The following is a 12,598-nucleotide window of genomic DNA, read 5'->3' as shown; positions in this document are numbered from 1 at the left end:
GATGACTGCATTGGAAACTCCGGTGAACACACCGCCGGTCAAAAAAGGCTTCTTCGGGCGGCTGCCCATTGTCTCCCATCTGAAGATCAGCATGGGTTTGCAACGCGGCATGCTGATCGTCGGCAGCGCGCTCACCGCTATTTTCGTGCTGACCGCGATCTTCGCCCCGTTGATCGCCCCCTATCGCTTCGATCAAATCAGCGATGCCCACGGCGATTTCCCCACCCAAGCGGCTCCCTCCGCGGAGCATATCTGGGGCACGACCGTTGGCGGCTACGACGTCTTCTCCCGGACTATCTGGGGAGCGCAAACCGCGGTCTCGGTGATCGTGATTGCGGTGCTGCTCTCGATCTTCCTCGGCGTCATCCTCGGCCTGATCTCCGGGTACATCGGTGGCTGGCTGGATCGAGTGCTCGTGGTCATCGCGGATGCCATTTTCGCCTTCCCTTCCCTGCTGCTGGCGATCGTGATGTCGATCATCATCAGCGGCGGTCGCTCCGATCTCTGGGGCGGAATCCTCGCGGCGGCGATCTCCATCACGGTGGTCTTCGTGCCGCAGTACTTCCGGGTGATCCGCGCCGAGACCGTCAGGCTCAAGGCCGAGCCCTTTGTGGAATCCGCCAAGGTGGTGGGGGCCTCGACGTGGCGGATTGTCAGCAGGCACATCTTTAAGAACGCCACTCGGACGCTGCCGCTGATCTTCACGCTGAACTCCTCGGAAGCGATCCTCACCCTGGCGGGCCTGGGCTTCCTGGGCTTCGGCATCGAACCGACGTCAGCGGCTGAATGGGGCTTCGATCTGAATAAGGCACTCGCCGATACGACCAGCGGCATCTGGTGGACCGGGGTATTCCCCGGCGCTGCCATCGTGCTCACCGTGCTCGGCTTGACCCTGGTGGGGGAGAGCCTGAACGATCTGAACGATCCCAGGCTGCGCGGCCGGCGTCGTGCCGGAAAGAACCGCTCTCGAGCAGGAAAGCAGCCAGCGGCTGTCCAAGCCGCCGCCAAAACGACGCAGCAAGCAGAGGCGAACCATGAGTGACAAAGTCCTAGATATTGAACACTTGAAAGTCACTTTCGCGACCGACGGCGGAGACGTCAAAGCCGTCGACGATGTGAGCCTCTCGGTCGCTCCGGGCGAAGTGGTTGCCATTGTCGGGGAGTCCGGTTCGGGCAAGACCGTGACGGCGAAGACCATCCTCGGCTTGCTGCCGGAGACCGCGGTGAGTTCGGGCGCGGTGCTGGTCAGCGGCCACGATGTGGTGTCGATCTCGCATCGAGAACTGCGGGCGGTGCGTGGCCGCGATGTGTCCATGGTGTTCCAGGAGCCTTCGACGGCGCTCAACCCGGTGTATAGCGTTGGCTGGCAGATCGCCGAAGGACTGCGCGCCCATCGGGCGAAGGACGGCGGCAAGATCTCCCGCAAAGAGGCCAAGGCCGCTGCCATTGAGGCCTTGCGAAAGGTCGGCATGCCCGAACCGGAGAAGCGGGTCGATTACTATCCGCATCAGTTCTCCGGTGGTCAGAAACAGCGAGTGGTGATTGCCGCAGCGCTCGCGCTGAACCCTTCGCTCATCGTGGCCGATGAGCCGACCACCGCGCTCGACGTCACGGTGCAGGCCGAGATCCTGGAGCTACTGCGCGATGTGCGCGATAAGTTCGGCACCTCGATCGTGTTGATCACTCACAATATGGGCGTCGTCGCCGACCTGGCCGACCGCGTGGTGGTGATGTACAAGGGGGATGTGGTGGAGGAGGCTTCTGCCAAGCAACTCTTTGCCGCTCCGCAACAGGAATATACCAAGAACCTGCTGGCCGCGGTTCCTCACCTCGGACGGAACTCAGCCTCCCAGGGGCAGACCGTGCGGGCCCACCAGGACGCCGAGATTCTGGTTGAAGCTCGGGATCTGGTGATTGAATACCCCGGTAGGTTTGGACGCTCGGGCTTCCGCGCCGTCGATCAGGTGAGTTTCACGATCTCCGCCGGGGAGGTGTTCGGCCTGGTCGGAGAGTCTGGCTCAGGCAAGACCACCATCGGCCGGGCGATCGCCGGACTGAACCGCACCACGGGCGGATCGCTGAAGGTGCTGGGCTATGAGATGCTGGAGTTCAAGGAACGCAGCTTCAAACCGCACCGCAAGGATATCGGTTTCGTCTTCCAGGACCCAGCGGCCTCCTTCAATCCTCAGCTGAAAATCGGTGAGTGCGTCGCCGAACCCCTGCTGATTCACACCGCGGACTCTCCGGTGCAGGTGAAGAAACGCGTTGCGGAGCTATTGGAGGCCGTGCAGCTACCTGCCTCCTACGCCGATCGCTATCCGCATGAGCTCTCCGGCGGTCAGCGTCAGCGCGCTTCGCTGGCCCGGGCGCTGGCACTCAATCCGAAACTGCTGATCGCTGATGAGCCGACCTCGGCACTGGACGTCTCGGTGCAGGCCAAGGTCTTGGAGCTGTTCCGTGAGATCCAGAGCGAGTTCGGTTTCGCAGCGCTCTTCATCAGCCACGATCTGGCAGTGGTGGACATGCTCTCCGAATGGGTGGGAGTGCTCTATCAGGGCAAACTGGTGGAGGAGGGCATTGGTTCTCAGGTGATGAGTGCTCCTCAGCACGACTACACTAAACGGCTGATCGCCTCGCTGCCGGTTCCCGATCCGCAGCAGCAAGCGGCGCGTCGTGAGGCGCATCGCGCCCTGCTCGGCTCATCGGACTGATAGCTCAGCTAGATACTGTGGTGAACGGTTCGGGCCTGAACCGTTCACCACAGCGTCTATTTCACCCAGTTGGACTCGAATCTGCACTCAGATGTTTCACGACGTCGCCCAGCACTGTGGAATAACGGCAACACGTGGGCACTTTGAAAAAGCCTCCCCGACCGCATGAGAGACTGGCATCATGAGTTCGCCGCATGAAATCTTCGACCCCACCGCAAGCTCGCTCGCTGGGCAGGTAGCCCCCGAAGTGATGGCTGAGCTGCTGGCGGTACGGTCCAGTATTGACAATTTCGACGCCGCGCTGGTGCATCTGCTGGCCGAGAGATTCAAAGCCACCCAGCGGGTGGGAGTGCTCAAGGCCCGTTATCAGCTTCCTGCGGGTGATCCTGATCGCGAGACCGCGCAGATCGAGAGGCTGAAGGGGCTGGCCGAAGAGGCTCAGCTGGACCCCGAATTCGCCGAGAAATTCCTCAATTTCATCATCTCAGAAGTGATCCGCAATCATCGTGCCATCTCTCAGACCCAGGGGCCGGAGGCAACGGACCTCGATGGTTAGAGCCAGCGCCCTGGGCTGCTGGCCGGGCAGTGATTCGCTCGAGGCACAACGAATCATCCTAGGTGAGCTGGGCAGCCCGCATCTGCCATTTTTAGCGCAGTTGCCGGAACGAGGCCCCGGGGCAGACAGGGTGGGTAGATCCGCGGCCCTGCTCACCGAGCTCCCCGTAGATCTTCAGTCATTCGGCTGGCGATTCGTGCAACGACCCGGAGCGGATCTGCGTCGCGCACACAGCTTCCTGACCTCTGATCTCAATGTCCTGGCCGACGTCGTAGGAGCTCAAGATTCGGCGGTGCCCGAATTGAAGATCCAGATCATGGGTCCGCTCAGCCTCGCTGCCGGAATCCACCTGCCCCTGGGTGAGAAAGCTCTGATCGACTACGGGGCGCGCCGAGACATCGCGGATTCCTTGGCCGCCGGAATCTCGGAACATCTCAAAGCGGTCCGTGCTGCGACGCCCGGGGCACGGTTGACCGTACAGTTCGATGAACCGGAACTGCTTCGGGTGCTGCACGGCACGATTCGTACGGTGAGCGGCTACCGGAGCATCCGAGCCGTGTCAGAGCATGAAGTGCGGACGCTCTGGTCGATCGTCATGGGAGCGGTACGGCTCGCCGGGGCGTCAGAGATCGTGCTCGCCGGGCCAGCTGATTCGCTGAGCGAACTGCTCGTCTCGGAGGCCGATGGTGTGGCCGTTCCGGAGACCGGATTCGGCTCTGCCGAGTGGGAGGCGCTCGCCGCCGCAGTGGAATCCGGACGGCAGCCTTGGCTTGGCATCGACTCGATCGCCGATCCGCAGCTGAGTACCCGTCACCGCGCGGAACGACTCTGGCGTTCCTGGCGAACCATCGGCCTGCCTGGTGAGGCTCTGTCCAGTCTGCACCTCACCGAGGGCCGTACCCTGCTCACTGATTCACCCGGTGCAGCGCGAGCAGTGCTGGGCAGACTTACCGATTTGTCCGAAGCGCTCGCCGAACTGGCGCAAGCCGAATAACGCAGAGGTCGAATCATTCCGAGGCTGAGTCATCCCGAGGCCGGGAGACGACATCCGGTCTTTACGCTGGCGTTCTAAGTACGGACTTCCCAGCGCTGGGGCAGCACGGGGTGTGGCAGCGAGGTCGGCACCCCGTGAGCCGCAGCTTCATGAGCCGGGTAGCGCACTAAGCGATAATCGAAGCCGCCGGCATAGACCAGCAGGACGCCGAGCTGCCGGTGGATCACCTTGACCTGAATCCTGTGTTGGGCGGCATCTGCGTCCCACCACTGCAAGGCATAGGCCTTTGCCTCCACGACGGCGGGCAGACGGAGCTTCAGCTGCCGGGTGAACAGTCGGCCGTGATCTGAAACAGCCCGCAGGGCTCCATCGGGGGCTATCGAAGGCGTCAGATCAGTGACCAGACGCCGGTGCTTGCCAAGGTAGTCGACCAAACGTCCGTCTACCAGGCTGCTGGTGCTCTCAAAGATCCGGTTTCGCCCGGGAAATGACAGGCTTCGGCGAGTCGTGAGACTGGCTCGCCCGAAAGGGTCCAAATGGGCATGATTTTCTATCTGGAAGGGAATCCGCTCTCCGTACTCGGGGAAGAAGGCCTGCTCGGCGGCAGCCGTCCTGATCAGCGGGCGCAACCAAGGCTGGGGGCAGCCGGCGACGTCGAAGACACCGATGCCGACTCCATAGAAACCGGACCCAGGGAGCAAAGAGAAGTACTCCTGTACTTCCGGCTGCAGCTTCCGGAAATCCTCGCCCAACGCTTGAGCGTAGATGCCTTGCCCCGTCATAACGCCCTGCGTTCGATCAGCCAATCGAGAATCATCAGTGCACTGTATCGCCCGTGCGCCCGAAGCCTCGGGCTTGGCTGCGGAGTAGAGGAAATAAGCGGCCAGTATCGCCAGCCAACAGTCGATGTGATCAGCTGTCGCGCTGGAGCTCAACGCGGAGTCATGCAACCAGGGATCGACGTCCAGACCACCGTGACGGGAATAGCTGAGCATCACTACCCAGTCCGCCCAAAGCGGCCCGTAGCTCAGGAAATTCCAGTCACAGAACAGCACCCGATCCCCCTGAATCAGGATATTGTCCGGGCGGAGGTCATTGTGTTGCAAGCTGTCACCCGAAAGCGCTTCCGGTGCCAGCTCGACGAGCCCGGCCAGTTCTGCGGCGGCCGAGGCGGAGAGCTTGGGGGCAAAAGCGGGCAGCGGCCTCCTGAACACCTGGCGGAGAGTTCTGCTTCCGCCGAAGTCGGCTCCCAAGGAGTCGAAGCTGAGTTCAGGCGGCTGGGCACTGAGCGCCCGGTCAGTTTCTATCAGGGCTCGCTCGATGCCGGCTAAGTCTGACTCGGTCCACGGCATTCCCGGCATCCGGCCAGGGACCGCCGAGAAGATCAGCAGCTGCCATTCGACGTCCCCCGCTGAAATAACCCTGGCCTCGTTCAGTTCCGGAGCAGGTACTCCCGCTGGCAGAGCGGCGTGCACCTGGGCCTCTCTGGCATAGGAGTCGAAGATCCATTGCTCGGCGCTGGAAGCGGCCTTGACGAACACTTCCCGTTCCTGGGATCGGACCACCCCGGCGAACCCCGGGGTGAAGCCACCCGGAGCCATATCGACCTGCGTTACCGCACCTCCGAGCTCGGCCTCGACGGTCGTCCTCAGTTGTTCGGGCAAGCTCCGCCAGGGCACCCTCTGGGCTGTGGAGGAGTAATCGAACATCTTCTCAGAGTATCCCAGCCTGCCGGCCTCAAGAGCTCTGGGATGCGATGTCTCAGGCAAGCCGAGGGGTTCAGAGCCTCCCGGCGGCCTTGAGCCGAATATACATATCGGCTAATTTGGGCGGCAGCTCGGCTGGAACAGCGTCGACCACTTCGGCTCCCGCTTGTTTCAGCTGCGCGCTCACTGCGGCGCGGTCCAGGATCGCGCGTTCCGCGGCGGCCGCCTGATATACCTCGGTGCTGGTGCTCCGCCGACCACGCAACTCAGCGAGCACCGGGTCTTGAACCGCGGCGACCACCACCACATGATTCTGGGCCAGCTGGTTCACCATGGGCAACAGCCCTTCCTCAGCGGCCCCCGAGTCCAGCGAGGTCAGCAGCACTACGAGAGAGCGGTGCGCGGTGATTGCTCGGACCTGGCCTGGAATCTGGGTCCAGTCCATCTCGATCAACTCGGCGTCCAAAGGAGCTATTGCCTGTACCAGCGAGGAGAGCAGATTGCCTTTCTGGCTCGAGGCAACCCTCGCTCTGACCCGCCGGTCGAAGGCCAGGAAATCGACCCGATCACCACCTCGATCCGCCAGCACGGCGAGCAGCAGCGCCGCTTCGATCTCGGTGTCCAGGCGTGGCTCATCCTCGATCCGGGCAGCCGAGGTGCGCGAGGTATCCATCACGATCAGTACACGACGGTCGCGCTCCGGTCGCCAAGTCCGCACCACCACTGCCTGCCGTCGGGCGGTGGCTCGCCAGTCGATCGAACGCACGTCATCGCCTCGGACATAGTCTCGCAGTGAGTCGAATTCCGTACCGGCGCCACGAATCTGGACGGCGGCCCGGCCATCCAGCTCACGGAGCCGTCGTAGTTTGGAGGGCAGATGGCGCTTTGAGCGGAAGGGTGGCAACACCCGCAGCATCCCGGGCACCTCCACGGTGAGCTGCCGGGCCGCCATCCCGAGTGGCCCTAGCGAGCGCACCGTGACCTGCTTACTCCTTAGATCACCACGACGCCGGGGCCGCAGCGTCATGCTCAACCGGCGTCGTTCGAGCCCGGGGACATCCAACCTCTGCCGAGCATCCCGGGCACCGGCCGAGGGCTGCCAGCCGTCGCGCAGGGTGCCGCGCAGCCGCCGCGCGCCGGTATTGGCTATCGTGAGACGCGAGCTACAGGATTCGTCGAGTCGCACTGAAGCCGGTAACTGTCGCGCGAATCGCAGCTTCCGAGGGGAAGCCGCCAGTAGCAGATCGGCTATCAGGACCAAGAGCAGCAGGGCAGCCCAAACCAGCATGGTGAGCGGGGCCGGGTAGAAGAAAAGCGGAATCAAGCCGGCCAGCGCCAGTAGAACGAATCTTCCGGTGATCACCACAGGCCGAGCACCTAGCGGGGCACCGGGACGGTGGCCAGAATGCTGGCCAGCACATCGTCCACCTGAACGCCATCCATCTGAGCCTCCGGTCGTAGCCCGACGCGATGCCGCAGCGCGGGCAGCGTGAGTGCTTTCACATCATCGGGGGTGACGAAGTCACGGCCGGACAACCAGGCCCAGGCTCGAGAGGTGTTCAGCAGGGCGGTCGCCCCACGCGGCGAAACTCCGAGCTGGAAGGACGGTGCCGATCGGGTCGCGCGTACCACGTCAACGATGTAGGCCAGCACCTCGGGGGAGATCTCGACGCCGGAGATCGCTGCTCGTGCCAGATCCAGTTCCGCGACGCCGGCCACCGGATGGACTCCGGCAGCCGCTAGATCGCGCGGGTCGAAGCCCTTGCTGTGCCGACGGACCACTTCGATCTCTTCCTCGCGGTTGGGCAGCGGCATGCTCAGCTTGAGCAGGAAGCGATCGAGTTGCGCTTCGGGGAGCGGGTAGGTCCCCTCGTATTCGACGGGGTTCTGGGTTGCCGCGACGATAAAGGGCGCGGGCAGCGGTCGGGTGACTCCATCGACCGACACCTGGCGCTCCTCCATCGCTTCAAGCAGTGAGGCCTGGGTCTTAGGAGGGGTTCGGTTGATCTCATCGGCGAGCAGGATATTGGTGAAGACCGGTCCTTCACGAAAGGTGAACTCCGAGCTGTGCGCATCGTAGATGAGTGAGCCGGTGACGTCGCCCGGCATCAGGTCAGGGGTGAACTGAACCCGTTTGGTGTCGAGGCTGAGTGCGGTGGATAGCGCTCGCACCAATAAGGTTTTGGCCACTCCGGGGACGCCTTCCAGAAGCACATGGCCCCTGGCCAGCAGCGCGATCAGAATCCCGGTGACGGTTGAATCCTGGCCGACCACGGCTTTCGCTACCTCCGCCCGCACCGCGAGCAGAGCTGCCCGGGCCGGGTCTGGGGCAGTGACCGGAGCCGCAGCAGGTACTGGCTGTGGTTGGGCCTGATACTCATTCGGAGCCTGCGGCGTTTCCTCCGACCAGGACTGGCCCGGCTGAGGATAGGGCTGTTCACTCATCGTTTTAGTAGTCCCTCTCTAGATCCTTTTCCAAATTTTCCACATCTTGTGACCAGGCCAGTAACTGGGCCTCGCTGGTCGGTTCAGTGAGCAGCAAGATACGGCGCACATCAGTCTCCGGACGCTGGCCGTGCTGGGCGGCCGCCAGCACAATGGCCTCGCGACTAGCCGAGGATCCCAGACGCAGCTTTCTGCTCAGCCGCTGCAGCGCTGCCGCTCGCAGACTCGCGGTAGCGCGATCCAGGGCTCGGGCGTCCTGATAGAGCCTGGCCCGCCCGGTGGCCGTCTCGGAGGCTTTCACGATCACCGGCAGCGGCTCCTCGACCAGCGGGCCATCCCGGCGTCCTTTCCAGAGCATCGCCAGCAGCGCCACCACCAGCAGCCAGACGCTGACCGGAACCAGCCAGCCGGGTTGCAGTGCGCTGAGGTTCGGGCGCTGGTACTCGACCGGGAGATCCTTGGCCGAGGGCAGATACCAGACGAGTTGCTCGCTGTGACCGAGTAAGCGAAGCGCCAGCGCCGCATTACCGCTCTGAGCCAGGCGTTCATTGCTGAAAATACTGGCATTGCCCACGACTGTCAGTTTGCCGTCTTTAGTCTGGGCGAGCTGGCCGATCGGCTTTCCGCCCTGCTCTCCGCTCGGAAAGCAGGTCACCGGCCCGGAGTAGAGGGTGGCTTCGGCCCCGTCGATCTTTCCCGCGGCTACAGCGTCTGGAACATCGCACTGTGCTGAGATCTCATCGTTCTGGTTCTCTTCGTTCACTTTATAGGAGCCGGCTGACTGAATCTCCGGGTCGAGAGCCTTGAGATCCAGCGGACCAGGCCTCACCACGACGATCCGGGCACCACTGGCGGCCAGTTTTCGAAGCTGCTCAGGGGAGAGCAGCCGGGTCCTGTCATAGAGGAAAACGGTCGAAGAGCCTGATCCCTTGGCCTGTACCGCGGCCAAAGTGCTCTCTAAATCATTGCTGGCCTTAACCTGGACGCCTTGCTTTTCGAGGATTTCGGCGGTTGCCATTGCTCCCGCGGGCGCGGGGTTGTTCGAGGCCAGATTAGCGGTCGAGCCGGGCCCTGAATTCAGCACGCTGATCAAACCGACGACTACGACCAGCAGAAAGACTCCACCGATGATCAGCCAGAAGCGGGATCTACGCAGCCAACTCAGAAACCGTTGTTTTGTGGTATCGGGCAGGGGAGTGTCGAACTTCTCGGGAAGTTCTTCGCCGGAATCCGAAAATGCGGAGTCCGGCTGCGTGATGGGCTGCTGCGTCATCGGGGTCCAACCCATTCGAGCTGGACGTCGTCTGCTGCGGGCTTGAGCTCTTGCAAGGATTCGTCAAGCCTCAGTAATTCCTGATAAGCGGCCTCCGTCGCAGTGGCACGACCCGATTTCTGCACCGAATAACGAATTCGGTTGAACAGCAGGGCGGCCTGCCATAGGGCCTGCTGCTCCTGAGCGAAGGCAGCGGCCAGTTTCCCGGTCACCTCGTCCGCGGTACGCCCCGGCTGGGGATCGATCACCACTCGTTCTTCCGCACTGCGCACAATGGCGCGGAAAAGTTCGGTCACCGCGAGCGAGAAATCTCCGGTTTTCGCGGCTCCCTGAGCTCGAGCACGATGGTCCTGGGCGGAAAGCGAACTGTCTGTCTCGAAGACCTCGGCGTCGGCTTGCTGACGCGTGAGTAATCTGGGCCTCACCAGATAGATGACCAGGCCGATGACGAGCAGCGGAACCACTACCAGAATGATGCCGACGACGCCGCTATCGATGTGCGTGGCATCCGATAGACCACCCAGCAGATTGCTGAAGAACTTACTGATTGCCTCGAGGATCTGCTGGCCCAGGCCGGGTTTAGCCTCCTGATACTGGCGCTTCGCGAGTTCTTCGATGGCCCACTGCCGGGCTTGCTCGGCGTCGGGATCAACCGGTACGTCGAAGATTCTCATGGAGCAGTCCAGCCAGTTGACGCCGTCGATATCGGAGCGCCCGGGATGCCGTCAGGGTTCTCCTCTGTGGCGGTTTCCAAATCCTTCAGCAGCAGGAGGTCGAAGCCTTCTTTCCGAATTCTCAGATCGGTGTAGAGCAAGGCCAGCACTCCGGTCTGGAAGGCATAGGCGACGGCTGCCACCACGTTCGTCAGCAGGTAGGCCAGGCCCTGTGAGATGAGCAAGATAGTGATCCGCTCTGAATCGGTGGGGTGCGGAAAGGCCAAGGGGACCAGTAAACCGAGCAACATGCCGATCGGGAACGAGATCACGCTGGAGATCGTCCCCACGATCAACTGTGCCAGGAAGTAGGTGCCAAAAGTTCGCCACCAGTGCCCATTACTGAGCTGCCAGGAGCGTTTCATCGCGCCGAATACTCCCAGGCCTTCGATGACGATGACCGCTGGAGCGAGCAGCAGTTTTGCTCCCACCCAGATCACCAGTACAGCGAGCCCGAGCCCGAGCAGCAGAGCGAGCGGAATGCTCACCAGGCCGATTGAGGCTGCCAGCAGTACCACGATGGTTGCCAGCACCCCGATGACTGTCAGGGACACCACGACATAGAGCAGGGCCAGCAGCACGAGCGTCCAGATCTTTGCTCTGGCCAGCCGCCACATCTGCTTGAAGGTGGTGCGGCGGTTCACCGTGGATCGCAGCACCGGAATCGCCAAGACGCCTTGTAGAACCACGGTGCCGATCACGGAGATCGAGGAGGATACCCCGATTCCTACTCCGATCGAGACGAGGAAGTCGGCGAGAGCACGGGTATCGGAGCGACCAAAGCTCGTCGTGCTGGTGCTGAACTGAAGAAAGGCGCCGAGACTGTCTCCTGCTGCCAGCAGGATGGCGAGCAGACTCAATACGGTAGAGCCCGCCTGGACCAGTAACGCTGAGCCGAACATGGCTTTTCCGTTCCGGCGTGCGGCTTGGAAGGAGCCGTCGAGGACTTCACCCAGGTTCAGGGGGCGCAGCGGAATGACGCCGGGTTTGGGCGGTGCCACATACTGCTGAGCCACCGCTTGCTGGTTCGGGGTCTGTGCATTCCACGGCGGCTGTCCGCCCCAGGAAGGTTGTTGTCCCCACTGCGGTTGCTGTCCCCACTGCGGTTGCTGTCCCCATTGGGGCTGTCCGCCCCAGGAAGGCTGTTGTCCCGTCTGGGGCTGTCCGCCCCAGACGGGCTGCTGGTTTGCTGCTCCGTTCCATGAGGCGGAATCGCCAGCGGAGTGCTGAGACCCTTGAGGTTGCCCGGTTGATGGAACTTGTTCCGTCGCCGGCGGTAACTGCTCTGCGGAATCTGGCTGCTCACCGTGAGAGGGCAGCGGGGCGGGTGGAACACTCTCATCGGACATCGCTGGGTCCTCCCGCTTCTACGATCTGCACGCCGCCCGCAACGCTGTGCATCGCCTGGTCATTGGTCACTAGCCTACCTATTAAGCCTCCTGATAGCGCTAAGCCTGCAGAATTGACGATGGCTTTGGGCAGGTCGATAAGACAGAACTCCACTCGGTAGGCGAATATAGAGATATGAAGGCACGTATTTTGGTGGTTGACGACGACGAGGCCCTTTCCGAGATGATCGGCATTGTCTTGCGTAACGATGGATTCGAACCTTTTTTCTGCGCTGATGGCAGCCAGGCACTCGAAACCTTCAGAACGGGCAAACCGGATTTGGTGCTGCTCGATTTGATGCTGCCGGGAATAGACGGCATTGAGGTCTGCCGCCAGATCCGTGCCGAATCCGATGTACCGATCGTGATGCTGACCGCTAAAGCCGATACCTCGGACGTGGTGCGCGGACTGGAATCTGGAGCTGATGATTACGTCCCCAAACCCTTCAAGCCTGCTGAATTGGTGGCCCGGGTGCGCGCCAGACTGCGGCCCGGGGACGTCAAGACGCCGGAGACCCTGACAATCGCAGATATCACCATTGACGTCGCCGGCCATCTGGTCACCCGAGGGCAGGAGCGCATCTCCCTGACGCCCTTGGAGTTCGACCTGCTGGTCGCATTGGCCCGGAAGCCCTGGCAGGTTTTCACCCGAGAGCTTCTGCTCGAGCAGGTATGGGGCTATCGGCACGCGGCGGACACCCGTCTGGTCAACGTGCATGTGCAGCGGCTGCGTTCCAAGATCGAAATAGATCCAGAGGCGCCGGAAGTAGTCCAGACAGTGCGTGGAGTGGGATACAAGGCCGGTCAGTAGA

The 12,598-nt window shown here is 62.4% G+C and carries 11 protein-coding genes and 1 pseudogene; 5 read left to right on the top strand and 7 right to left on the bottom strand.

Annotated elements, in window-relative coordinates; all coding sequences use genetic code 11:
• The first annotated feature begins 1 nt into the window (after position 1).
• From ABDK06_RS03455 to ABDK06_RS03440, 4 genes are all read left to right on the top strand, one after another.
• Positions 2-1,042 carry an ABC transporter permease gene (locus ABDK06_RS03455; protein WP_394938937.1) on the top strand — a complete coding sequence of 347 codons (1,041 nt, stop codon included), beginning with the start codon at positions 2-4 and terminating at the stop codon, positions 1,040-1,042.
• The gene (locus ABDK06_RS03450; RefSeq protein ID WP_394938935.1) at positions 1,035-2,711 is read left to right on the top strand and encodes a dipeptide ABC transporter ATP-binding protein; all 1,677 of its coding nucleotides are present in this window, start codon (positions 1,035-1,037) and stop codon (positions 2,709-2,711) included. Before ABDK06_RS03455 ends, ABDK06_RS03450 begins: the two co-directional genes overlap by 8 nt.
• A gap of 181 nt (positions 2,712-2,892) precedes the next feature.
• Entirely contained in the window at positions 2,893-3,267 is a 375-nt protein-coding gene (locus ABDK06_RS03445; RefSeq protein ID WP_394938933.1) for a chorismate mutase, read from the top strand.
• Positions 3,260-4,261 (top strand): uroporphyrinogen decarboxylase/cobalamine-independent methonine synthase family protein, encoded by a 1,002-nt coding sequence (locus ABDK06_RS03440; RefSeq protein ID WP_394938931.1) that lies wholly within the window; start codon positions 3,260-3,262, stop codon positions 4,259-4,261. The genes ABDK06_RS03445 and ABDK06_RS03440 overlap by 8 nt, the downstream gene beginning before the upstream one ends.
• Positions 4,262-4,335: 74 nt before the next feature.
• On the opposite strand, the gene ABDK06_RS03435 is transcribed toward ABDK06_RS03440, so the two are convergent.
• From ABDK06_RS03435 to ABDK06_RS03405, 7 genes and pseudogenes are all read right to left on the bottom strand, one after another.
• Positions 4,336-5,043 carry a DUF4166 domain-containing protein gene (locus tag ABDK06_RS03435; protein WP_394940788.1) on the bottom strand — a complete coding sequence of 236 codons (708 nt, stop codon included), beginning with the start codon at positions 5,041-5,043 and terminating at the stop codon, positions 4,336-4,338.
• Between the two features lie 207 nt (positions 5,044-5,250).
• Positions 5,251-5,862: pseudogene (locus ABDK06_RS03430) on the bottom strand (phosphotransferase); the annotation flags it as partial.
• A gap of 178 nt (positions 5,863-6,040) precedes the next feature.
• Positions 6,041-7,333: a DUF58 domain-containing protein gene (locus ABDK06_RS03425; RefSeq protein WP_394938929.1), complete on the bottom strand. Its 1,293-nt coding sequence runs from the start codon at positions 7,331-7,333 to the stop codon at positions 6,041-6,043.
• Between the two features lie 11 nt (positions 7,334-7,344).
• Complete coding sequence (locus ABDK06_RS03420) at positions 7,345-8,412, bottom strand: AAA family ATPase (RefSeq protein ID WP_394938927.1); 1,068 nt, start codon at positions 8,410-8,412, stop codon at positions 7,345-7,347.
• A 4-nt stretch (positions 8,413-8,416) separates the two neighbouring features.
• Positions 8,417-9,685 carry a DUF4350 domain-containing protein gene (locus ABDK06_RS03415; RefSeq protein WP_394938925.1) on the bottom strand — a complete coding sequence of 423 codons (1,269 nt, stop codon included), beginning with the start codon at positions 9,683-9,685 and terminating at the stop codon, positions 8,417-8,419.
• On the bottom strand, positions 9,682-10,359 hold the full coding sequence (locus tag ABDK06_RS03410) for a DUF4129 domain-containing protein (protein WP_394938923.1): 678 nt from the start codon (positions 10,357-10,359) through the stop codon (positions 9,682-9,684). Before ABDK06_RS03410 ends, ABDK06_RS03415 begins: the two co-directional genes overlap by 4 nt.
• The gene (locus tag ABDK06_RS03405) at positions 10,356-11,747 is read right to left on the bottom strand and encodes a glycerophosphoryl diester phosphodiesterase membrane domain-containing protein (protein WP_394938921.1); all 1,392 of its coding nucleotides are present in this window, start codon (positions 11,745-11,747) and stop codon (positions 10,356-10,358) included. The genes ABDK06_RS03410 and ABDK06_RS03405 overlap by 4 nt, the downstream gene beginning before the upstream one ends.
• A gap of 175 nt (positions 11,748-11,922) precedes the next feature.
• Between ABDK06_RS03405 and mtrA the strand changes: the two genes are divergently transcribed.
• Complete coding sequence (mtrA, locus tag ABDK06_RS03400; protein ID WP_394938919.1) at positions 11,923-12,597, top strand: MtrAB system response regulator MtrA; 675 nt, start codon at positions 11,923-11,925, stop codon at positions 12,595-12,597.
• Position 12,598 lies beyond the last annotated feature (1 nt).

The sequence above is a fragment of the Psychromicrobium ferritrahens genome (genome assembly GCF_043789415.1).
Classification (GTDB): domain Bacteria; phylum Actinomycetota; class Actinomycetes; order Actinomycetales; family Micrococcaceae; genus Renibacterium.
This window is presented reverse-complemented; position numbering and strand designations above follow the sequence as displayed.

Coding starts and splice junctions, on each gene's coding strand:
- ABDK06_RS03455 (WP_394938937.1), top strand. CDS start 2: ATGACTGCATTGGAAACTCCGGTGAACACACCGCCGGTCAAAAAAGGC.
- ABDK06_RS03450 (WP_394938935.1), top strand. CDS start 1,035: ATGAGTGACAAAGTCCTAGATATTGAACACTTGAAAGTCACTTTCGCG.
- ABDK06_RS03445 (WP_394938933.1), top strand. CDS start 2,893: ATGAGTTCGCCGCATGAAATCTTCGACCCCACCGCAAGCTCGCTCGCT.
- ABDK06_RS03440 (WP_394938931.1), top strand. CDS start 3,260: ATGGTTAGAGCCAGCGCCCTGGGCTGCTGGCCGGGCAGTGATTCGCTC.
- ABDK06_RS03435 (WP_394940788.1), bottom strand. CDS start 5,043: ATGACGGGGCAAGGCATCTACGCTCAAGCGTTGGGCGAGGATTTCCGG.
- ABDK06_RS03420 (WP_394938927.1), bottom strand. CDS start 8,412: ATGAGTGAACAGCCCTATCCTCAGCCGGGCCAGTCCTGGTCGGAGGAA.
- ABDK06_RS03415 (WP_394938925.1), bottom strand. CDS start 9,685: ATGACGCAGCAGCCCATCACGCAGCCGGACTCCGCATTTTCGGATTCC.
- ABDK06_RS03410 (WP_394938923.1), bottom strand. CDS start 10,359: ATGAGAATCTTCGACGTACCGGTTGATCCCGACGCCGAGCAAGCCCGG.
- ABDK06_RS03405 (WP_394938921.1), bottom strand. CDS start 11,747: ATGTCCGATGAGAGTGTTCCACCCGCCCCGCTGCCCTCTCACGGTGAG.
- mtrA (WP_394938919.1), top strand. CDS start 11,923: ATGAAGGCACGTATTTTGGTGGTTGACGACGACGAGGCCCTTTCCGAG.